Below are 21,674 nucleotides of genomic sequence, written 5' to 3'. Positions count from 1 at the left end.
TGTTTTATTGCTATTGACGATCCTAATGTATTAGATTTTTTTTGGTGTTTTTTATCATTAATTAACTTTTATTGATAAATTAAAAACAATACAAAAGGGGGGTTGACCTTTGCGGGTTAAAACAAGCCTTGTAGGCTAAGTAACAAATCGAGCAAAGCTACCGCGCCCTGTTTACGCTCAAGATAAACACGTTCTGGCTATCTGGTTATTATTGAAACTTTGTTATAATTCACAAAAGTTTTTAAGAGATAACTAAATGACTCACGTTGATGTGATAGTGATTGGTGCCGGAGCCGCTGGTTTAATGTGTGCTGCACAAGCAGGGTATCGCGGCCGAAGCGTCACAGTACTTGATATGGGTAAAAAGCCAGGACGTAAAATTTTAATTAGTGGCGGTGGGCGTTGTAATTTTACCAATGAAAATGCAAGCCCTAGCAACTATTTATGCGCAAACCCCCATTTTGTAAAATCGTGCTTAAGTCGTTATACGCAACACGACTTTGTAGAGCTTGTAGACCGACATGGTTTGGCATATCACCATAAGACACTCGGGCAATTATTTTGTGACAATAGCGCACAAGACATTGTTGATATTTTACTAACCGAGTGTGAGTGGGCGGGCGTTACTATTAAACTGCGCAGCGAAGTGTTAAATGTCGCTAAAACAGCTACCGGCTATAGTGTGACCACTGAACAAGAAACACTTACTTGTGAGTCGCTTGTGGTTGCATCGGGTGGGTTAACCATGCCTAAACTGGGTGCTACGCCAATCGGCTATAAAATTGCAGAGCAATTTGGCTTAAAGATATTGCCGACTATGGCTGCTTTAGTTCCCTTTACCTTACATCAGCACGATAAAGACCGTTTTGAAGGGCTTTCGGGTATTAGTATTCCTTGTGAAGTTGCAAGCGAAGATGGCACCGTATTTAAAGAGAATATTTTATTTACTCATCGTGGTCTATCTGGGCCTGCTATATTGCAAATAAGCTCATTTTGGCGAGCAGGTCAGGCGGTAACGATCAATTTACTGCCTGAAATAGATTTAAAGCAACAGCTAGCTGATTGGCGAGAAACACAAGCGCAAAAATCGTTGAAAAATAGCCTTGCGACTATCCTACCTAAGCGCTTTGTAGAAATACTCCACGACAGTAACGCCATTCCCGATTGTAATATTAATCAACTGACGCATGGCCAAATAGACGCGCTTGCTGATTATATTCATGCGTGGCAAATTAAACCAAATGGTACCGAGGGTTACAGAACCGCAGAGGTTACTTTAGGCGGCGTAGATACCGACGAGTTGAGCTCAAAGACATTTGAGGCTAAAAAAGCCAAAGGCTTATACTTTATTGGCGAAGTAACCGATGTAACGGGTTGGCTAGGAGGCTATAATTTCCAATATGCGTGGAGCTGTGGATTTGCCGCCGGGCAGTACGCGTAATTGTTTTTAAACAATTATAAAATTTAGCTGCAAACTGCGTATTGACACGCCACTTCATCTTTGAGGTGGCGTTTATTCCTGCTCTGTTTATAACTTAAGTTTTTAACTCGTCTGGGTAAGTTTATACTGCTGCATTTTGCTATTTGGTTTTTCGGGAATAGTCATTTCTATAATTCCAGCATCAATGGCTGGCTTTAAGTAGCGCTCTCTAAAATGTTTACGGTCTTTTAATCCAAGCTTATTTTGTAGCTCTTGTCGGTTTAATGGCTTTTCGCTTTGGGTAAATACATTAATTAAAGCGATGACTTGGGGGGCTTGTAAGTCTACATTTATAGCCTGTTTAACTTGAGGGGGTTGTTGGGGGTTTTTGGTTTTTGTTATTGATTTTAAATCACTTTCTAATGAATTTAGTGCCGCTAGTAATGCTTCCAATATATACTCAATAAACACGGATGAGTCACCGGACTTGGTACTCAGGTTAATGCTTTCAAAATAATGTCGGCGAGTTGTCGCTATAACATTGTTAATATTTATTAGTGAAAATAGCGAATGCCACTGCGATAATTGCAGGGTTTGCCACGTACACGCTATTTCAGTATTACCCTGTGCAAAAGGTTGAATAAACTGTAATTCATAATGGCATACTGCACTACTGATTAAAGGATGATGCGCGGTTGTTTTAAACCAAGCAAATAACTCCTCTACCATTTGTGGTACTCGCATTGCTTGTGGTGCCATTTGCAAACCACTTTTTAACGCTAAACTTTGCTGCCTATAACTGCCCGATTTTTCACTCAGATCTTTGATTAAGCTTCGATGCAAGGCTAATAAGCTATCTGGGGTTGATAGACCAGATGATATTGATTGAATATCAAGGTTATTGATTTGCAGGGAGGCGGTTTTTTGTTGCTTATAGTGCTCAAGCATTGCTGGCGAATATAAGGCACTGATTTTACCTAAAACTTCACTAATATTTACCATACTGTGAGTCATGCTAGCTGAAATAGAGAAGGGGGGAGTGGCGTTGCTCATTTTGGTATAGGGGTTATTCAAATCAGGGGGTTAAGAATACGCGAACTGAGTTTAAAAGTCAGTTTTAATGGGTTTTTAGTCTGGTTTTTTGTGCTGTTATTAGTTCTTTATAATTAGTTTGGTGTGTGTCGATACATTAATTGGCTATCTTACTTAGTTATAAGAGGCTAGCTGAAGCGACTATCGTTAGTTTATTGTCGCTAAAATAAACTGAATTACGACCATTATTTTTAGCTTCGTATAGTGCGCTATCGGCACGTTCTAACACGCTAATAACTGAATCATCAGAACTGATGGTAGCTACCCCTATGCTTATGGTTAGCTGAATGTTGGCAACAGGGTGCGTCGAAATATAGTCTTTTAACGCGTTTGCTTGTGTTAATGCATTGGTCAGTGAGGTGTTTGGTAAAATAATAGTAAACTCTTCTCCCCCCCAACGCGCAATTAATGAATGGTTGGGCATGTTACTTTTAATCAGTTTAGCAAACTCAGCTAACACTTTATCACCGACTAAATGACCATAGGCGTCGTTTATTTTCTTAAAGTGATCAATATCACAAATAAATAAGCAGTTTGTGGTTTTTGTTTCTTTGCTGCTGGTAATGACTTGCGACAATGCATAATCAAATTTTTGTCTATTATAAAGCCCTGTGAGTTTATCTGTTTCAGCGAGATGTTGAATCTCTATATTACGGGTTGTTAAATGCGCATATGCAGAAAAACGTGTTTTTTCATAAAATCTGAAAATTAAGATATGGGCAATGCTGACCTCAATGATATTAAATAAAGAGCCCAGCCCGATAGTGACGGTTAGCTGTTGTTGCTTATAAGTTAGGTAAGCACAAATACAAAAAGCAATGGCGCTAAAAATGCTCCCCCAATTTCTACCCACTAAAAAAAACGCAAAAGGGGGAATAAGTGTTGCCCAAAATAAAGAGTGAGCAAGGCCACCGACAGAGATAACAAATGTCATTATTAAACTAACGACCATAAATGTAACTGCCCATGCCGCAGCACTTACATTTGCAGTTTTACTAAACCAGCCATAAATAGCTAATGATATAACTAAGCCTAATGCATCAATGGCGGCAATATCGTAACTGTGAAAGTAGAACAGGTTGAGTAGGGTTAAAACTAAAAAGTAGCAGGTTGCCGTTAATAATGAATGAGCAATTAAGCGTGTGCGCCAAAAGTCTTTATGATCTTTTGGATACTGTGGTAGTCCTTTGTACCAAAAATCTAGCATGCTTTATTTCTCTTAGACTGTGTCTTTTTTATTGACTGATTATTACTCATAACCCGCTCATATAAAAGTACCGAGTAAATAACTACAAAAAGAAAGGGTTATCTAGCTTGCGCTATTTTTGTATGCAAAATACAGTTCTGCATTGCAGTGATAGCGAGTAGATCTTCAGCTAGAGATATGACGGGCACATTATTACTTTGGACACTCTCTTTAAAGTGATGATGATTACATAGTTAAAAACCCCGATATCACGCAGTGCTATCGGGGTTTTTTAACTTCTAGTGGTTACTCTTCGATAAACGCTTCACCTTCTTTCATCCACTTAGCGGCCGGTTTGCCTTTAAGATAATGATCAAAGTACTGCATCATACGCACTGAAAAATCGACCTGATTAGGAAACTTTTTCAAGTGGTGTGGTTCACCTTCGTATTGTAAAAAGGTTGCATCTTTACCTGCGCGGCGAAGCGCTAAGTAATATTGCACGCCTTCATGCCATGGCACCGCATCATCTTTGTCGCCAAACATAATTAAGATAGGCGTGTTTACTTTATCGGCAAAAAATACCGGTGAGTTTTCAATATAAAGCTCAGGTGCTTCAAATAAATTTTTACCAATACGGCTTTGCCCTGTTTCGTATTGAAATTGGCGTGCAAGTCCAGATTTTAAGCGAATGCCACTGTAAGCACTGGTCATGTTAGACACTGGCGCGCCCGATACCACTGCTTTAAACATATCAGTTTGGGTGATCATAAATGCACTTTGATAACCCGCCCAAGAGTGGCCTTGTAAACCTATTTTATCTGGGTCGGCAATGCCTAAATCAATCAGCTTTTGGGTGGCGTTGATCATGGTTTGAGTTGAAGATTTACCGGGGTGTCCTATTTCAAAGCGAATGTCAGGTAAAAAAATGGCGTAGCCATTTGAGGTAAACATCGGGAAATTAGGGCGATGATTTAATTCCATTTTTGGAAAGTCATACATGCGCTGGCTCATGTAGCGGTAAAAGTACACCACAACAGGCACTTTATCGCCTTTTTTGTAGCCGGCAGGCTTGATTAATACCCCTTGTAAATCTTCACCATCAAAGCCTTTATAGCTAATGAGTTCAGGTGCTTGTCCCCAAGCAAAGTTGCTTATCTGAGGGTTAAGGTTAGTTACGCGTTGTGGTTGTTTAAAGTTAGAGTCTGTTTGATAAATGTCTGGAAATTGCTGATAGGTTTGCTCAGTAAATAAGTATTTATCGGCATGTTTGGCCTTTTTAATTACATCAAAGCGCTTATTACCTGTAAGTAATTCAGTGACTTCAAGAGTTGCTAAATTAAGTTTTGCCACTTCACTTTGCTTGCTTTGTAAATTAATTGCAGAAAGCAGGAGCGTATCATTGTTGTTAAAGGCTACTTGGTTTTTATCAAGTTTGATCACTCTGTATTGCGTGTTACTTTTTTTACCATTAGTTAAGCGTTTAGCTTGCTTGGTATTGACGTTAAACGACCAAATATCGTATTTGCTGTAAACCAGTATTTCGCTGCTATCGTTCAGCCAGCCTGCAAAACCATAACCAGGCTGCTTGGATGGATAGTCGTGTTTGTCATCGGCAAACGTGGCGTTAATCGCCTTGCTGAGTACGCTCACTTTATTATTACCTAAGTTTTTAAGCTGTACTTGGTTATTATCAAAGTAAGCAGCAAACTGCCCATTGGGCGCAAGGCTCGGTCTAAATGGATAGTCGTTAATGATAGGAGTCTGTTTACCCGTGTTTATATCAACAGCAAAGTAGTCAGCAAAAAAACCGCCATACATTACTTTTTCAAGATGCGCTAAATTTGAGTAGCCTAACAATGAAGTGGCACGCTCAGTATTAAGCGACAGCTCAGGCATATTTGGCGTGCTTAACTGAACGACTTGCTGTGAGTTTACATGGTATACCGCCGTGTAATGACGGTTTTTATTATTTTCATTCCATTGCTGCTCTTCGCGAGGTTTAATTTGCGCGTCATTGTTGTGCCATACATTTAACCCTTTATGGTCGCGAATTACCTCAAAGTCATACAGTGATGACTCATCTGTGTATTCTTTTTGTTTAATTTTTGCTGCGAGTTTTGGGCGGTTTTCAAAGTATAAACGTGTACCATCTTCGGCCCAAGTTAATGTCGCGGTTTTGCCCATTAACCATTCTGGGTTAGGTGATTGCACAGTGGTTAGCGTGTCGTTTTGCCACAGCGTTAATTCGTACTGACGACGACGCTTATCATCGTTTACATAGTTGCCTAAGGTAAACGCAACGGTTTTTTCGATTGGGTGCCACGCTATTTTGCTAGCAACCACACCAGGCTCATCAATTAATACGGTGCTGGTAAAATTATCGAGTGAAAATAAGGTAATTTGATTATTGCCGCCATCCACATAGCTTTGACTCACCAATAGTTGATCGCTGGTGGCACTAATGCCATAGGTAAAGGCACTTTCAAGAGTATGAGTGCGTTTGTCACTTAAGTTGATGATAACCAGAGGATAGCTTTTATCTTTTTTGTCGGCAGTGATAGCGCTGTCGCTGTCGAGCTTTTTATCGTCTTCTTCAGCGTTTTCATTTTTGCGATAGGCCAGCCACTGGCCGTTATTAGCTAGCACGTAATCTTTTACATTATTAAAGCTTTGCTGCTCACCGGTTTGGGTGTTCACTAATACTAAGTTATTTTTTAAGTCACTTTTTTTCTTAGTGGTTTCTTTTTCAAGCAGAGTAGGCACCTGCGTAAATGCGACCCAGTTAGCCATTTTGCTAATGGTAGGACGGGTTCCTCGTTCCACTTCAGCAATAAGCTTATTGCTATTGAGTGAGTAGACTTTCCCGGTAGCATTCCCGCGATAAGGGGTTGCACTTAAAGAAAGGATTTGACCATTTTCAGAAAGCTGCGTGCCTTTTGCAGATTTAAAATCAAATACATCTTTAAATTCTAGTGGCTTATTAGCTAAAGCACTGGCGCTCGTTAAGCTGGTAATAAGTGCACAGCCTACAAGAGTGAGTTGTGTTTTCATTATAGATTCTCGTTTTTTAACATTATTTTATTGTAACGAGTTTTAATAACAATTCGAGTAGATACGATAAGTGGTAGCAGGGCAGAGATGAGAGGTTAAAAATATAAGGTAAAAGGTAAAAGGTAAAACTTTCGGGCTACGGAATGCGAGGTGCTAAGTATCCGTAAAAAGTTAGGGAAGCGGAAGTTTAATTGTGGTTTTCAATTTTTTTACTTTCAGCTCTGTGTTCAAATTTATTTTTAAGTCTAATTTATAAAAAGAACACAGAGTTTATGTGGAATAGATTATAAGAAATGGCTAAATAGTTTAATTTAATAACCTTGCTAGCAAAATTAACTAAAACCTTATAACCAAATTTTTTGAAGCTCTGGCCATTGTTTTTCAAATTGCTCGCTAGGTCGTGCACTAAAATTACTGCGCACAAACTGATTCATTTTACCTTCAACGTAGGCAAGCAAAAAGTTAGCTAGGGTTAACTCATCGCTTTGGAAGTTTTTACCTTCACGTAGCTTACGCTCTCTAAGGATTTGTTTAAATTGGGTTTCTAGCTTTTCAAATAAGCCTTGTACACGCTCACGAAGTCGCTCTTGTTCACCCTGTAGAGCATCGCCTGTTAATATACGGGTTATGCCTGGGTTTTTTTCGGCAAACGTTAGCAGCAGTAATAGGGTGTTGTATACACGTGCTTTACTTTCTTTCTCGTTATCTAAAATAAGATTAATACGTGATAGCAGCGTGTCTTCAATAAATTCAATTAACCCTTCAAACATGCGCGCTTTACTAGGAAAGTGGCGATAAAGAGCGGCTTCAGATACGCCAACTTCTGCGGCAAGTTTGGCTGTTGTAATACGCTGGCCTGGGCTGGTTTCTAACATTTGTGCGAGTGCTTGCAGTATTTGCTCTTTGCGATTACTTTTTTTTGTCGCAGGCATGAACATTCCTTTTTAATAGTTATTTTTTTCAACATAAATGTGCGATAACACAGCTTTGTGCCAAGTGTTACAGCGCGCAATACTCAATGGGGTGTTTTTGCACGTATTACAGCGATACATTAGTAATGCGCAAGCGTTAAGCTATTTTAGCGTAGTAAAATTACACCAAAAGGTCACAAGGCGTCATCATGTTAATGTTTTATTCAGTTTGTTTCCAGCCTTTTTATAATCGTTTGGCGAGCTGCTCGATCACTTTAACCGCTATTTCTATTTTACTGGTTTCAGGTAAGTCGAGTTGTTCATTTTGCCAATACAGGGTGAGTGCGTTGCGCTCAGAATTAAAGCCTACATCACTGTGCGATACATCGTTGGCACAAATCATATCGAGGTTTTTATTGGTTAGTTTCCCCTTTGCGTAATTAGCAACGTTCTGCGTTTCTGCGGCGAAGCCGACGGTGTAAGGGCGGTTTTGTGTGAGGTTTGCAACCGCGGCTATTACATCTGGGTTTTTAACTAAGCTAAGAGTGAGTTCATCGCCTTGTTTTTTCATTTTTTGCGTGGCGATACTTGCTGCACGATAATCGGCCACAGCGGCACAACCAATAAAGGCATCTGAGTGAGGCGCATATTTGAGTGACTCATGCAGTAACTGTTCAGCACTTTCTATATTAATTAAATTAACACCTTGCGGTGCTGTAATAGTTACCGGGCCTGAAATTAAGTTCACGTGTGCGCCAAATGATAACGCAGCTTGCGCCAGTGCATAGCCCATTTTTCCAGAGCTATGATTTGATATAAAACGAACAGGATCGAGAGGTTCACGGGTTGGGCCTGCGGTAATTGTAATTGTTTTACCTGCTAAGAGTTGTGGTTGCGCAGGTTCAGTGCATAAACTCACTAATTCATGCGGTTCAAGCATTCGCCCAGCACCGACATCACCACAAGCTTGCTCACCCTTACCTGGTCCCCAAACAGCAACGCCACGAGCCTTTAAAGTGGCTATATTAGTTTGCGTTGCAAGGTGTGCGTACATTTGCTGATTCATAGCTGGCGCTATGGCAACTTTTGCGGGGGTCGCCAGTAATAAAGTCGTGAGCAAGTCGTCAGCAATCCCTGCGGCCATTTTCGCAATAATATTGCTGGTGGCAGGGGCAACTAAAATTAAATCAGCCCATTTGGCAAATTCAATATGTCCCATAGCGGCTTCGGCTGATGGGTCTAGCAATGAGTCAGACACCATTTCACCACTCACAGCTTGCATGGTTAGCGGGGTGATAAAATGTTTTGCTGATTCGGTCATTACTACTTTAACGTCACAACCATGGTCTTTTAAGCGTCTTACGAGTTCAGCACATTTATACGCTGCAATTCCACCGCTAATACCCAGCACTATTTTTTTATTTGTTAAATTAATCATGGTTGTTCATCAATTTTATAAAATATGGTGGCTAAAATAACAAATCTTGAGCGTGACAGCTAAGATAAAATGCGTTTTATCGCGCTAATTTTTGATTTTGCATTACAGTTATACAGTACAGTAATCTTTCAAGGATGAATCATGCAATTAACGTCACTGCCTAATTCGCTCCGCCCGCGAGAAAAACTGCTAGAAAAGGGCGCAAAGGCACTCTCTGATGCTGAACTATTAGCTATATTTTTGCGCACGGGCCTACCCGGCATGAATGCCATAGAGTTGGCGCAGCATCTGATCAACGAAAATAAAACCCTGCATAATTTGTTTAATGCCAGTATGGATGAATTTTGTGCGCAAAAAGGCTTGGGAATGGCTAAATATGTTCAGCTACAAGCAGTACTTGAGCTAAGCCAGCGTTACATGCAAGAAGGCTTTGTACGCGACGCCGTTTTTAACTCTCCACAAGCCGTTTATGACTATTTAACGCTGCAAATGCGTGGATTGCAGCAAGAGGTATTTATGGTGTTGTATCTTGATAGTCAAAATCGTTTATTAAAAGATGAAATATTATTTTACGGCACAATTAATGCGGCCAGTGTATATCCGCGTGAAGTGGTAAAGGCGGCACTGAAAAATAATGCGGCGGCGGTTATTTTTTCACATAATCACCCCAGTGGTATTGCAGAACCGAGTCAGGCCGATAAGCTCATTACCAATAAGTTGTGCCAAGCACTGCAATTAGTCGACATAAATGTGTTGGATCATATTATTATTGGTGGTGAAAGCAGTGTTTCGTTTGCCGAACGGGGACTGATTTGAGTTTATCGCTTCAGATATGTGCTAAAAATGAGCGGTTTAGTGCGTTTTGGCAAATTAGTTTAATTTAAATGCAGTTTTTACTTTCCCTAAGGGCATTCGATCTTTATAATTAGCCGCTATCAAATTTACACATGAGCTGGTTGGATAAGATCAGTATTTGATCTTTGCCTGTAAAAGCTGTATAAAGAGCGCCCTTCGATTTATCTCTAGGGCACAAATACATGGCCTTAGGGAAAATTAAGCTCGAGCGAAGTTATTGGAGATATATAGACATGTCTAAAGTATGTCAAGTTACAGGTAAGCGTCCAGCGGTTGGTAACCACCGTTCACACGCGAGAAACGCGACTAAACGTCGTTTCCTACCTAACCTACAAACACACCGTTTTTGGGTTGAAAGTGAAAAACGTTTTGTAACATTACGCACTACTACTAAAGGTATGCGTATTATCGATAAAAAAGGCATTGACACGGTTCTTACTGAAATCCGTGCTCGTGGCGAAAAAGTTTAAGGAACTGAATTATGCGCGATAAGATCCGTTTAGTTTCAACTGCTGGTACTGGTTTTTTCTACACTACCGACAAGAACAAGCGTAACATGCCTGAAAAAATGGAAATCAAAAAATTCGATCCTAAGGCTCGTAAACATGTGATTTTCAAAGAAGCTAAAATTAAGTAATTTAGTTTTCTTTCAGAAATGTAAAAACCCAGCTTATGCTGGGTTTTTTGTTTTTAAAATCTGCTCTATCATCTACCGAAACCATATCACCGTAATGATACCCATTGAATTAAATCGCTAATTGGCTTTTGTTAAGCACCACGAATTATTCCGTAGATAATGGCATCAGTTGTTTATAACTAAAAAACATAAAGAGTATGAGCATTAAATAATTTTACGAGCTAAGTCGTTTGGTGTTGTGTATTTAGAGTGGGGTTATGAGCTGTTTAAGTATGCCTGAAGAGGAATAAGGGGGCTTTACGCTGACTTACTAGGGTATGAGCTGTAAGTAGCTCTAAGGCTACTTACAGCGCGATATTTATACTTTAAAGTTCTCTACTGATATTCTTAGTTCTTCGGCTAATTTAGCCACTTCTGAACTTGAAATATTCGTTTGTACAGCGCCTTCTGCTGTTTGCTCGGCAATAGCAACAATAGACTCTAAGCGCTCACTGATCTCTTGTGATACTTGTTGTTGCTCTTGTGCTGCTGTTGATATCTCTTCACTGACATTATGCGCTTGTGATACTGCAAGGGTAATTGAATCCAGTGCACTGTTGGCTAAGTCACTTTGCTCAACACACGAAACCGCGCGTTCTTTACCTTTTTCCATAGCTTTAACCGCTTCTTCAGCGCCCGACTGTAGTGACTCAATCATAGATTGAATTTCTTGGGTCGACTCTTGTGTTTTACTTGCAAGTGATCTTACTTCATCAGCTACCACAGCAAAGCCTCTGCCGTACTCTCCGGCACGAGCGGCTTCAATCGCTGCATTAAGTGCAAGTAAGTTAGTTTGCTCGGCAATACCGCGAATAACATCTAAAATACTACCAATTGATGCGCTATCTTTGTGTAGTTTATTGATAACACTTGATGCTTCGTCTACCTCGTAGGCGAGTTGCTCAATGGTTGCTTTATTTTGATTTGAAATACCTTTAACGCGCTCCGCTTCTTTATCGGCATTTTTAATTTCGCTCAGTGCTTGTTGCGCACTATTACTCACTGTTTGTGATGTGCTGCTCATTTCAGTGGTTGCGGTTGCTGCTTGCTCTACTTGCGCTTGCTGATTACTGATTGCTTTGCTTGATTCACCGGTAATTGTTGAGGTTTGCTCAGAAGCGGCTGCAAGTTGTGTTGAACGTGAAATAATACCGGTGATTAAGCTACGTAAACTATCAATTAAGGTATTACAGCTTTTCGATAATTCACCAAATTCATCTTTTGCGCTGTCATCTAAGCGTTGAGTCATATCACCACTGGCAACAATATCTAGAATACGATTTACTTCCGCTAATGGCTTAGTAATACGGTTAACCGTAATGATGGCTACAAGCACAGCGATAATAGTCGCAATGATCATACCTATCCATGTCCATAAATTAGCTGAGTTTACGTCACTACGTACGCCCTCTTGTAATGTAAATGCAACGCCACTGGCTTGTAATACTAATTCGTCAATTTGGCTGAGCGCTGTTTTAGTCGCTTTTTCAGACTCTGCTAATTCACGCTCGGTTGTGCTTATTGCGTCAATAAGGCGTTTTTTATTCGCTGAAAGGCTATCGTTACCTAAAATATTGCTCTCTAGGGTATCTACATAACCCTTTAAGTCATTAAACAAGCTGCTGTGACTTTGCTCTATCGCCGGCTTTATTAATGAAACGGTACGAACGACTTCTTCAAAGTAATACACTTGCTCGTTTTTGATAATATCGAGCGTGTTAAGCGTTTTAACGGTTAGCATGTCGGTGCTGCTGGTAACCACGGACATAAAGTTATTTTCTAGATTATTAGCTGCTTGATAAGCGCGTGGATGATTATCCTCTAAACCATCAATATCAATAATATCAAGTACCATAGAGTTGGCATCTTCTGCTGCTAGCTCTACGGTTTCTAGTTGCGCTTTGAGCTTTTTGTTAAGCACTAGCTGGGTGTTTTTATCTTTAAGCAGGCTGTTTATGATATTTGAAAAGCTCTGGTAGGTTTTTTCAACTTCAAGGCTGCTTTTGTTTAACTGTGGATCGTCTTTAACAACTTGTTGTAGTTCGCGGTGCAATTTATTAAATATTTGTTTTTGCTCTTCTATTTGCGCTTTTAACGTGGCGAGTTCTTGAGCCGATGTTATATGGAAACTAGCTTGAGCGGCTTTACTCATCAAAATAAATTCTGCTTGTAACTGAGCGCTCTTGTTTAATGCAGGAAGCGATAGCTGATTAACTTTTTGAGTTGAACGATCTATATTTGCTATTTTTATTAAAGAGTTACCGCCAATAATTAAAAGTAATAAAGTGATAAATATAAAACCACCCCAAATACGTTGACTCACTGTTAGATTCATATGGTTTTCCATTCAAAAATACGTCTATTAAAACTTATCGGCGCTTTCAACAATAAGTTAAGTAATTAAAAATAATTAATTTTTACTGTTAATAGTTAGTTGCTAAATTTACCGCAAAACTTAATTACAAACTAAGTCTTTTATTAAAGATAAAAAATAATGTAGGCAATAACACTCGTTTACTGTCTATGTTTAACTCAATTATAAGAGCATTGCTATTTTTTACACATTATTGTGAATGTTTTGTAATTATACAATTTAACATCCACTCTTAAACTTAACAGATGTATTAACTTTTTTCAGTTTATTTAGACAAAAGTTGTGATTTTTCTGAAAATTTTTGCTTACTTTGCAGTTCTATTAGTGTCATTGAGCCACCCCATACGCAACCCGTGTCTAGAGCATAAAGGTGGTTGTAGGGCGTTTTGCCTTCAAGTGCTGCCCAGTGTCCAAAAATTAGGTCATGTTGAGCGTTCATAATGGCAGGATGAGAAAACCAAGGAATTAGTGATGATGAATTTGTTGTTGCTTCTTTTGCATTAAAATCGAGCAAATTATCAGGCGTAATAAAGCGCATGCGAGTGAAATAATTAACGATGTAACGAAATTTAGCAGCATCATCAAGTTGCTCAGTCCATTTTAGCGGGTGAGGCTGATACATGTTTTTAAAATAGAACTCGGCATTGTTTTGACTGTAACACTGTTGAGCAAATTGAGCGTGTTTAATAGCGTGTGCGCACGACCAATCAGGGTTAAGGCCTGCATGAGAAATAAAACAATTATATTGTTCTAAATAAAGTGCTAAAGGCTGAGTTTGTAAAAACGCGATGTAGTGGGGCAGTTTACTACTGTTAAACAGTGCAGTGAGTCTGTCTTTGGGGTTAGGTGTAACATTATTTAAATAACAGGCAATCATGTGTAAGTCATGATTGCCTAATGTGACGCTAACGCTGTCTTGATGTTGATAAATATAATTAAGGCACGCTTTAGAGTCTGGGCCGCGAGCGACAATATCACCCACTAAATATAAGTGATCTTTGCTAGGGTTAAAGTCGACTTGCTTTAACAATAAACTAAATTCGTCAAAGCAGCCTTGTAAATCACCTATCGCGTAGTCGGCCATTGTTACCTGTTTTTGTCAGTGTAAGATATTAGGACAGGCTAAGCGGAATACGTTTATGGGTGCTTTAAATTCAGCACCAAACTCGTTACGTAAAGTGTAATGTCCCTGCATGGTGCCTACCGGTGTATCTATTATTGCACCACTGGTATATTTGTAGCTTTCACCTGGGGCTATATCTGGGGTTTCACCGACCACACCTTCGCCTTGCACTTCTACTTCTTTGCCATTGGCATCAGTAATTAGCCAATAACGGCTAAGTAACTTTGCACTGCATAAACTGTGGTTTTTTATAGTAACGGAGTAGGCGAACACAAACTTATCTAGTTCAGGTTGCGATTGCTCTTCTACATAAAACGTTTCAACAGATACCTTTACAGGTGATCCTATATTACTGCTTGTTGTCATAAATCCAGTTAGCTATATCAATAAATTGTTGTAACGACAGGCTCTCAGCACGCAAAGTAATATCAATGCCAATGCTGGTTAATTCGTCAGCTGTTAGAAGGTTGCCAAGGCTGTTACGCAACGTTTTACGGCGCTGATTAAACGCTTCTAAACAAACGGTGTTTAATATTTTAACGCTTTTAGCGGTGCGCTGCTGTGCCTTTTTAGGGATTAAGCGAATAACCGCAGAATCGACTTTAGGTGCCGGTTTAAAGCACTCAGGCGGTACTTCTACCACAGGCATCGCATGACAATAATACTGAGTCATCACACTCAAGCGACCAAAGGTTTTACTACCTGGGCCTGCTACCATGCGCTTTACCACTTCTTTTTGCAGCATAAAATGCATGTGCTCAATATGATCGGCAAATTCAAACAAGTGAAACAACAAAGGCGTTGAAATGTTGTACGGCAGGTTGCCGAATACTTTTAGCTTTTTGTCATCTTTAACCAGGCTTGCAAAATCAAACTTCATTGCATCGCCTTGGTTTACGGTTAATTTTGGCCCTAAAAAAGGGTGTTCAATTAAACGCTGGGCTAAATCTTTATCTAGCTCAACAACCGTTAAATGGCCACTTAAATCGGCAACAGGTTCGGTAATAGCGCCTAGACCTGGGCCAATTTCTACTAAATTATCTTGCGGTTTAGGATCGATAGCGGTGACGATTTTGTCGATGATTGACTCATCGAATAAAAAGTTTTGGCCAAAACGTTTACGGGCGCGGTGTCCTAAGTGTACTTTATCGGTCATTGATTCTGTGCTTTTTCATGGGCGAGCTTAATTGCTTCGCGGATCGCTAATTCAAAACTGCCAACATCAGCATCGCCTGTACCGGCTAAATCAAGCGCAGTACCGTGGTCGACTGAGGTGCGAATAAATGGAAGGCCAAGAGTTATATTCACTGACTTACCAAATCCTTTATATTTTAGCACAGGTAATCCCTGATCGTGATACATAGCCAGCACTGCATCGGCTTCATTTAGGTATTTATCTTGAAATAGGGTATCGGCTGGTAAAGGACCGATTAAGTTCATCCCTTCAGCCCTTAGTAGGTTGAGCGTAGGCGTAATCGTGTCGATTTCTTCGCGGCCTAAATGGCCATCTTCACCAGCATGAGGGTTTAAGCCACAGACTAAAATGCGTGGTTGCTCAATACCAAATTTCGTTTTTAAGTCATGATTAAGAATATTAGCTACTTTAACTAGTCGCTCTTGCGTAATGGCACGAGAAACATAAGCAAGCGGAATATGTGTGGTTACTAGGGCAACACGCAAACCTTCAGTGGCTAATAACATAACCACATCGGCTGTACCTGATTGCTGAGCAAAGTACTCAGTATGGCCACTAAAAGAAATGCCGGCTTGGTTAATAATACCCTTGTGAACAGGCCCCGTAACAACGGCATCAAATGTGCCATCCATATTCTTCTCGCTGGCAATACGTAATGTATCTAACACGTATTGTCCATTGGCGTCATTAAGCACGCCAAGCTCAACGGGCTCTGCTAAATTAATTTGCTTAATATATAAGCTGCCAGCCGCTGTTGGCATTGCTTTGGCTTGTTCATCAAATTCAATTAATTCAATGTTTAAACCCAAATGCTTAGCGCGTTGTTTTAGTAGCGATGCATCTGCAATCGCTACTAGTTGCGCATCCCAGCTGTGCTGTGCCAGTTTTAATAGCAAGTCTGGGCCAATGCCTGCAGGCTCACCGGGGGTTACCGCAATTCTTAAGGTCATAATTATTCGTCTATTGGGAAAATTTCAACGTGGGCTTGTTCGCGCATTTCTTGCTGCCAGTTAAAGCTTTCTTCTTTAAATTTACGATTAAACAACATGCCATGTGCACGATTGCGTTTAGCTTGCTCTGTCTTATCTGCAACACGTTTATCTAGTAACTGCACAATGTGCCAGCCAAACTGACTTCTAAATGGTTCGCTGATTTCGTTTTTATCAAGTGATAGTAACGTATCTCTAAACGCAGGCACGTAGGTGGTTGGATCAGTCCAATCGTATTGACCGCCTTTAAGTGCTGAACCTGGGTCTTGTGAATGCTCTTTAGCAAGTTCTGCAAAGTCAACATCGCCGGCGCGTAAATCTTTAACAAAGCCTGCTAACATAGTGCGAGCTTTTTCTTCACTTAAAATAATTGAAGGCTTAATAAGAATATGGCGAGATTTAACTTCAGTGGTTTCTACTACTTGGCGGCCACGTACGTCTTGCACTTTAATGATGTGGAAACCCGCACCGGAACGAAGTGGACCAATAATCGCATCTTTCTTTTTACCTTTTACAGCTTCTGCAAATAACGATGGCATTTCGTTAATGCCCATCCAGCCTAATTGTCCGCCCTCAAGCGCTTTTGAGCCGCTTGATGATGAAATGGCAATACGTTTAAATTCTTGGCCATCTTCCAGCAGTTCAATAACTTTGTCTGCGCGTGTTTTTGCTGAGCTTACGTCGTCTGCAGCAGCACCACTTGGAATATCGATAAGTATGTGACCAATATCGTATTCTTCGGCATTTTGGCCTTGGCTATCCATAATTTTTAGTAAGTTATCAATTTCTTGGTCGCTTACATATATACGGCGGTCTACGTTTGCACGTGTAACTTGTTGCGTGGTTATCTCTTTACGAATTTCTTCGCGGTAAGCTTGAAAGCTCTCACCCGACGCTTCAATAGTACGACGCAAATCAGCAATTGTACCGCCTTGCTCTTTAGCCATGTTGGCAAGTGTTTGGTCAAGCTGGCTATCTGAAATTTCTAAGCCCATGCGCTCAGCCATCTGCATCATCAAGGTTTGATTTACTAAACGCTCAATCGCCTGAACACGTAGTGTTTCGTCTTTTGGCAGCTGTTGGTTTTGTTTTTCTGCTTGTTTTTTTACGCGATCAACAATAGTGTCTACTTCACTTTTTAAAATAACGCCTTGGTTTACAATACCAATTACTTTGTCTATTTCGACAGGGGCGGCAAATGCACTTTGGCACAAGCTGAACGTTAAAACTGCTGATGTTAATAATTTTTTTAAATTCATATTCTTTTTACTACTCTTACTAATAGTACTGTTGTAATGCTAAATACGGCTAAATTAATATAGTTATTTGTAAATTTTTACTATAAATAAAGCAGTTTAGTCATTAAGAAAATACGGCCTACGATAACCAAAAATACCTTGTTGTAATAATTTTTGAGCATCGTAACGGCTTTTACTACCAAGCCCTTTTAATACAAAATTCAAACGAATGCTCGAATCAAAAGTGGCTTGGGGTTGCCCAATTGACTGATTTAAATCAGTTTCAATTTGGCGATGGCCAGTAATTTGGAACGCCCAACAGCACGATTCATACTGTAATCCACTCAATACTTCAATACTGCGGTTATTATCAAGATCGCGATGGTAACTTGCAATAAATTGCCACTCGTCACTGATAGGGATGCTTGTAAATAAGCCCGCTTGCTCGATTGTATTTCCTGAGACATCATTTGCATAGCGATGGTTCAATTGAACCAGCTGATTATCGTCACCTTTATAGTCTAAGGTTAAATTTGACTGGATAATTTGCTTGCCATCCGTGTCGTACTGAATACCACCCGATAAATACCAGCGGCGGTGCCAATGTAACATGGTTTGCGCTGCAAACAAGGCATTGTAGTTACTATCGCTATTAAGTCCTTGCTCTGTAGGCTTGGCTGAGTCACTTAAATAAAATATTTGGCCTGCGCTGAAGTTAAATACTTCTTCATTTTTCTTATCAAATAAACGCGTTGTAGCCCCTAATGTAAATTGATTAGCTGCGGCAATTCGGTCAACACTTGAAAAACGCGCATCCCTGAATAAACCAAAAAAGTCATCTTGTAACTTGGTGGTATCGTATAAGCCAATGTCAGACTGATCTTTATTAGGCGTATATAAATACTGAATTTGTGGCTCTAGAGTTTGAATACCATCGTCAATAAAAATTGAGGTGTCGCGCTCAAAGTTAAGCTGAGAATATAAGCGCACCTTAGGCAAAGTACGCGAAACATTATCGCTATACTGTGTACCCTGTAAATCACCGTCTTGTTTATAGTTAGTTTGCAATAAGCTCACTTCAGATAAAAATGACCAGGCATACTCTTTGTAATCAAAGCGTGCTTTAGGTTCGATGTGCACGCGAGTAGCTTGGTCAATTACCGCGGAGCTGTTAGTAAAATGGCTCAGCTCGCCTGAAACACTAAAATCGAAATAATCAATTTTCCAAGGGGTGGTTTGGGTAAAGCTAATTTGTGGTAACGCCGTGTATGATTCTAAGTGGTCACCGAGTACTTCAAAGTTTTGCATTTTTATATCAGTACGCCACATTTCGCCCATATGGGTTAGCGAGCCGGTACGATAAAGCTGCGTATCGGTTTTACTTGCATAGGTTGAGTTTAAATCAGTGAGGTAGTTATCATCACTAACATTGGTAATATCAATACTGGCTCGCCAGTCTTCACCAATATAACTTTTTTGTTGCCAATGAAACAAAAAACGCTCGTTAAGCTCAGGCTCTGAGTCATCTTTATTTAAATATTCTACAGCCACTAAACCTTGGTGCTCTGGGGTTAAATATCTAAATTCAGTTTGTAATTGTAGCCCCTTACGTGACATATAACGCGGGGTAATAGTGGCATCATAATTAGGGGCAATATTCCAATAATAAGGCGTAATCGTTTCTAATCCATAGCGATCTGAACTTGAAAAGCTGGGCGTTAATAAGCCTGACTTACGGCGCTCATCGAGTGGGAAAGTAAAATAAGGTAAATAGAGTACCGGCGTATCTAAAATACGTAGCACGGCATTGTAGGTTTCGCCCCAGCCTTCTTCACGTGATAAGTTTATTTCATCGGCTTCAATAGCCCACACAGGCGTATTACCTGGGCACGCAGTAAAGCTTGCATTCATCAGCATTAAGCCAGACTTATCGACGGTGAGCTTTTCCGCGCCGCCTTTGCCTTGTTGTTGTGTTAGGCTATATTGTGCGCCTAATAAACTAAATGCTGAGTTATTTAAATCGGCATTTAAGCCCGAACTTTGTACGTGGCTTACATAATCGCGATAGGTAATTGGGCCAGTGGCATTAAGCAGGCCACGTTGTTTATCAATCAGTGCTGATTGTGCGGACAAACTCATGTTAACGGTGTTAATATCAACATTGCCAGTAAATTCAGCGCTTTGCGTTCCTAAAAGCTCAACGTCATCAGCGCTGATATCAACCGTTCCAAGCTCAAGGCCAGCAAGCGGTTGCCAAGCTCTGGTTTGCATTGAAGTGCCACAAAAATTGTGTGTCAGTTCAGTTTCGGCAAGCGATGGTGCGCTCAGTACGCTTAGCATCAAAATGCCCCAGGTTTTGCTCATTTATCGACCTTTATGCTCTGTGATTAGTTACAAGCTATACATAATAAAGGAAAACAATGGCAAAGTAATTAGTGAAAAATAGATAGCTTATAAAATGACACGCTTTGAGAGTTTACAACAGTTTATTAATACTCACTTTGGTGAGCAATCCTATGCGCTTAATGCAATAACCGCAGATGCCAGTTTTCGCCGTTATTATAGGTTAAGCGCTGAAAATAATCACTTTATTGTGATGGACTCCGATCCAAAAAAAGTTAACAACGTCCCCTATATTGCATTAAATAAGGTGTTTTCTGAGCAGGGTTTTTTATTACCATCCATTATTCATAGTGACGAGCAGCAAGGTTTTTTTATTCTAAGTGATTTAGGTAGCACCCATTTAGCCGACTTACTTGATGATGCCAATCGCAGCGAGTATTACCAGCAACTGATCAGTTTAAGTGCCAAGTGGGCAAAAACTCCAGCCGCGCCGTCAATGAATCCGTATGACCTTGATTTTATTGCACTTGAACTGGATATTTTTAAAAATTGGCTGGTTAATGATTTTATTAGCGCAGAGCTCAGCGCTGAGCAGCAACAGACTTGGCAAACAAGCACAGCGCTGCTAATAAATACACTGCTTGAGCAACCCACAGTCACAATGCACCGGGATTATCACAGTCGTAATATTATGCGCTGCGAGCAGCAATGGGCGATTATTGATTATCAAGACGCGGTACAAGGCCCATTATGTTACGACTTAGTCTCACTTTTAAGAGACTGCTACTTTAAATTGCCTAAAGACGAGCTTGCTCACTTACTTGAGTTTGGTTACGACGAATTTAAACGCCAAGGTTTAATAACTCATGAATCATTTGCAGAATTTAAATATTGGTTTGATTTAACCGGCTTGCAGCGCCATTTAAAAGCGGCGGGTATTTTTTGTCGCTTGTACCTACGTGATGGCAAAAAAGGTTACTTAGCGAATATACTTCCTACGCTTGAATACGTAATAGAGGTAGCGGCACAATATCCGGAGCTTTGCGACTTATCAGATTGGATAAAAAATTACGTGATACCAAAAGTACAGCTGCGGTTAAAAGGAGAGCAACTATGAAGGCCATGATTTTAGCTGCTGGACGCGGTAAACGTATGATGCCGCTCACCGCACAGCTGCCAAAACCTATGTTATGTGTGGCAGGTAAGCCACTTATTGAACATCATATTATGCGCTTAAAAGCGGCTGGCATTAGCCAAATTGTGATTAACCTTGCGTGGCAAGGAGATAAAATAAAAGCCTATTTTGCAGATGGCAGTGCATGGGGGGTAACCATAACCTACAGCCAAGAGGTGACTGGCGGGCTTGAAACTGCAGGGGGTATTATTCAAGCGCTTCCTTTACTCGGTGAGTCATTTATTGTGATTAATGGGGATGTTTACAGCGACTACGATGTCAGTGCATTAATGCAGCTACATTTACAGCCTAAAGAGGCGCACATTGTATTGGTTGAAAACCCTGCGCATAATCCTGATGGCGATTTTGCACTGAGCTACTTACCGACAAATAGCCAGCGGTATACCTTTTCAGGGATAGGGCGTTATCAAGCTGACTTTTTTGAGGGGCTAGCCCCAGGCATTCGGCCATTAGGCCCTTTGCTACGTGAAAAATTAAATGAACATTTAGTCTCCACTGAACTCTATATTGGCCAATGGGACGATATAGGCACACCAGAGCGTTTATCGGCTCTTAACCAACAATTAGCACCATAAGCTAAATATA

General features: G+C 40.3%; 18 protein-coding genes. 6 read left to right on the top strand and 12 right to left on the bottom strand.

Annotation, left to right across the window (positions count from 1 at the left end; translation table 11 throughout):
• Positions 1 to 256: 256 nt before the first annotated feature.
• On the top strand, positions 257 to 1,441 hold the full coding sequence (locus PSM_RS13130; protein WP_013465912.1) for an NAD(P)/FAD-dependent oxidoreductase: 1,185 nt from the start codon (positions 257 to 259) through the stop codon (positions 1,439 to 1,441).
• Positions 1,442 to 1,543: 102 nt separating this feature from the next.
• On the opposite strand, the gene PSM_RS13125 is transcribed toward PSM_RS13130, so the two are convergent.
• The 5 genes from PSM_RS13125 to coaBC form a co-directional block, all read right to left on the bottom strand.
• Entirely contained in the window at positions 1,544 to 2,434 is an 891-nt protein-coding gene (locus PSM_RS13125) for a Fic family protein (protein ID WP_016899194.1), read from the bottom strand.
• A 196-nt stretch (positions 2,435 to 2,630) separates the two neighbouring features.
• On the bottom strand, positions 2,631 to 3,719 hold the full coding sequence (locus tag PSM_RS13120) for a GGDEF domain-containing protein (RefSeq protein ID WP_013465910.1): 1,089 nt from the start codon (positions 3,717 to 3,719) through the stop codon (positions 2,631 to 2,633).
• Between the two features lie 285 nt (positions 3,720 to 4,004).
• A complete protein-coding gene (locus tag PSM_RS13115) occupies positions 4,005 to 6,752 on the bottom strand; it encodes a S9 family peptidase (protein WP_013465909.1) in 2,748 nt (915 codons plus the stop codon).
• 344 nt (positions 6,753 to 7,096) lie between these two features.
• The gene (gene slmA / locus PSM_RS13110; protein WP_008113236.1) at positions 7,097 to 7,684 is read right to left on the bottom strand and encodes a nucleoid occlusion factor SlmA; all 588 of its coding nucleotides are present in this window, start codon (positions 7,682 to 7,684) and stop codon (positions 7,097 to 7,099) included.
• Positions 7,685 to 7,907: 223 nt separating this feature from the next.
• Positions 7,908 to 9,101 (bottom strand): bifunctional phosphopantothenoylcysteine decarboxylase/phosphopantothenate--cysteine ligase CoaBC, encoded by a 1,194-nt coding sequence (gene coaBC / locus PSM_RS13105; protein ID WP_013465907.1) that lies wholly within the window; start codon positions 9,099 to 9,101, stop codon positions 7,908 to 7,910.
• 141 nt (positions 9,102 to 9,242) lie between these two features.
• On the opposite strand from coaBC, the gene radC reads away from it, so the two are divergent.
• The 3 genes from radC (at position 9,243) to rpmG (ending at position 10,593) form a co-directional block, all read left to right on the top strand.
• Positions 9,243 to 9,917, top strand: coding sequence for a RadC family protein (gene radC, locus PSM_RS13100; RefSeq protein ID WP_013465906.1), 675 nt, complete (start codon positions 9,243 to 9,245; stop codon positions 9,915 to 9,917).
• Between the two features lie 272 nt (positions 9,918 to 10,189).
• Positions 10,190 to 10,426: a 50S ribosomal protein L28 gene (gene rpmB / locus PSM_RS13095; RefSeq protein WP_008464111.1), complete on the top strand. Its 237-nt coding sequence runs from the start codon at positions 10,190 to 10,192 to the stop codon at positions 10,424 to 10,426.
• A gap of 11 nt (positions 10,427 to 10,437) precedes the next feature.
• Positions 10,438 to 10,593: a 50S ribosomal protein L33 gene (gene rpmG, locus PSM_RS13090; RefSeq protein WP_004587947.1), complete on the top strand. Its 156-nt coding sequence runs from the start codon at positions 10,438 to 10,440 to the stop codon at positions 10,591 to 10,593.
• A 358-nt stretch (positions 10,594 to 10,951) separates the two neighbouring features.
• Here rpmG and PSM_RS13085 read toward each other — a convergent pair whose 3' ends face one another.
• From PSM_RS13085 to lptD, 7 genes are all read right to left on the bottom strand, one after another.
• Positions 10,952 to 12,967 carry a methyl-accepting chemotaxis protein gene (locus tag PSM_RS13085; RefSeq protein WP_013465904.1) on the bottom strand — a complete coding sequence of 672 codons (2,016 nt, stop codon included), beginning with the start codon at positions 12,965 to 12,967 and terminating at the stop codon, positions 10,952 to 10,954.
• 304 nt (positions 12,968 to 13,271) lie between these two features.
• Complete coding sequence (locus PSM_RS13080; protein WP_013465903.1) at positions 13,272 to 14,090, bottom strand: symmetrical bis(5'-nucleosyl)-tetraphosphatase; 819 nt, start codon at positions 14,088 to 14,090, stop codon at positions 13,272 to 13,274.
• Positions 14,091 to 14,105: 15 nt separating this feature from the next.
• Positions 14,106 to 14,495: a Co2+/Mg2+ efflux protein ApaG gene (gene apaG, locus PSM_RS13075; RefSeq protein WP_008113223.1), complete on the bottom strand. Its 390-nt coding sequence runs from the start codon at positions 14,493 to 14,495 to the stop codon at positions 14,106 to 14,108.
• Positions 14,479 to 15,285 (bottom strand): 16S rRNA (adenine(1518)-N(6)/adenine(1519)-N(6))-dimethyltransferase RsmA, encoded by an 807-nt coding sequence (rsmA, locus tag PSM_RS13070; RefSeq protein ID WP_008113221.1) that lies wholly within the window; start codon positions 15,283 to 15,285, stop codon positions 14,479 to 14,481. Before rsmA ends, apaG begins: the two co-directional genes overlap by 17 nt.
• Positions 15,282 to 16,274, bottom strand: a complete 993-nt coding sequence (gene pdxA, locus PSM_RS13065; protein ID WP_013465902.1) for a 4-hydroxythreonine-4-phosphate dehydrogenase PdxA — start codon at positions 16,272 to 16,274, stop codon at positions 15,282 to 15,284. The genes rsmA and pdxA overlap by 4 nt, the downstream gene beginning before the upstream one ends.
• Positions 16,275 to 16,276: 2 nt before the next feature.
• Positions 16,277 to 17,572 carry a peptidylprolyl isomerase SurA gene (surA, locus tag PSM_RS13060; RefSeq protein WP_013465901.1) on the bottom strand — a complete coding sequence of 432 codons (1,296 nt, stop codon included), beginning with the start codon at positions 17,570 to 17,572 and terminating at the stop codon, positions 16,277 to 16,279.
• A 96-nt stretch (positions 17,573 to 17,668) separates the two neighbouring features.
• Entirely contained in the window at positions 17,669 to 19,915 is a 2,247-nt protein-coding gene (gene lptD / locus PSM_RS13055; RefSeq protein WP_041695801.1) for an LPS assembly protein LptD, read from the bottom strand.
• A 94-nt stretch (positions 19,916 to 20,009) separates the two neighbouring features.
• On the opposite strand from lptD, the gene PSM_RS13050 reads away from it, so the two are divergent.
• On the top strand, positions 20,010 to 21,011 hold the full coding sequence (locus PSM_RS13050; RefSeq protein WP_013465899.1) for an aminoglycoside phosphotransferase family protein: 1,002 nt from the start codon (positions 20,010 to 20,012) through the stop codon (positions 21,009 to 21,011).
• On the top strand, positions 21,008 to 21,664 hold the full coding sequence (murU, locus tag PSM_RS13045; protein ID WP_013465898.1) for an N-acetylmuramate alpha-1-phosphate uridylyltransferase MurU: 657 nt from the start codon (positions 21,008 to 21,010) through the stop codon (positions 21,662 to 21,664). The genes PSM_RS13050 and murU overlap by 4 nt, the downstream gene beginning before the upstream one ends.
• The last annotated feature ends 10 nt before the right edge of the window (positions 21,665 to 21,674 follow it).

Source organism: Pseudoalteromonas sp. SM9913, assembly GCF_000184065.1.
Classification (GTDB): Bacteria; Pseudomonadota; Gammaproteobacteria; order Enterobacterales; family Alteromonadaceae; genus Pseudoalteromonas; species Pseudoalteromonas tetraodonis.
This window is presented reverse-complemented; position numbering and strand designations above follow the sequence as displayed.

Coding starts and splice junctions, on each gene's coding strand:
- PSM_RS13130 (WP_013465912.1), top strand. CDS start 257: ATGACTCACGTTGATGTGATAGTGATTGGTGCCGGAGCCGCTGGTTTA.
- PSM_RS13125 (WP_016899194.1), bottom strand. CDS start 2,434: ATGACTCACAGTATGGTAAATATTAGTGAAGTTTTAGGTAAAATCAGT.
- PSM_RS13120 (WP_013465910.1), bottom strand. CDS start 3,719: ATGCTAGATTTTTGGTACAAAGGACTACCACAGTATCCAAAAGATCAT.
- PSM_RS13115 (WP_013465909.1), bottom strand. CDS start 6,752: ATGAAAACACAACTCACTCTTGTAGGCTGTGCACTTATTACCAGCTTA.
- slmA (WP_008113236.1), bottom strand. CDS start 7,684: ATGCCTGCGACAAAAAAAAGTAATCGCAAAGAGCAAATACTGCAAGCA.
- coaBC (WP_013465907.1), bottom strand. CDS start 9,101: ATGATTAATTTAACAAATAAAAAAATAGTGCTGGGTATTAGCGGTGGA.
- radC (WP_013465906.1), top strand. CDS start 9,243: ATGCAATTAACGTCACTGCCTAATTCGCTCCGCCCGCGAGAAAAACTG.
- rpmB (WP_008464111.1), top strand. CDS start 10,190: ATGTCTAAAGTATGTCAAGTTACAGGTAAGCGTCCAGCGGTTGGTAAC.
- rpmG (WP_004587947.1), top strand. CDS start 10,438: ATGCGCGATAAGATCCGTTTAGTTTCAACTGCTGGTACTGGTTTTTTC.
- PSM_RS13085 (WP_013465904.1), bottom strand. CDS start 12,967: ATGAATCTAACAGTGAGTCAACGTATTTGGGGTGGTTTTATATTTATC.
- PSM_RS13080 (WP_013465903.1), bottom strand. CDS start 14,090: ATGGCCGACTACGCGATAGGTGATTTACAAGGCTGCTTTGACGAATTT.
- apaG (WP_008113223.1), bottom strand. CDS start 14,495: ATGACAACAAGCAGTAATATAGGATCACCTGTAAAGGTATCTGTTGAA.
- rsmA (WP_008113221.1), bottom strand. CDS start 15,285: ATGACCGATAAAGTACACTTAGGACACCGCGCCCGTAAACGTTTTGGC.
- pdxA (WP_013465902.1), bottom strand. CDS start 16,274: ATGACCTTAAGAATTGCGGTAACCCCCGGTGAGCCTGCAGGCATTGGC.
- surA (WP_013465901.1), bottom strand. CDS start 17,572: ATGAATTTAAAAAAATTATTAACATCAGCAGTTTTAACGTTCAGCTTG.
- lptD (WP_041695801.1), bottom strand. CDS start 19,915: ATGAGCAAAACCTGGGGCATTTTGATGCTAAGCGTACTGAGCGCACCA.
- PSM_RS13050 (WP_013465899.1), top strand. CDS start 20,010: ATGACACGCTTTGAGAGTTTACAACAGTTTATTAATACTCACTTTGGT.
- murU (WP_013465898.1), top strand. CDS start 21,008: ATGAAGGCCATGATTTTAGCTGCTGGACGCGGTAAACGTATGATGCCG.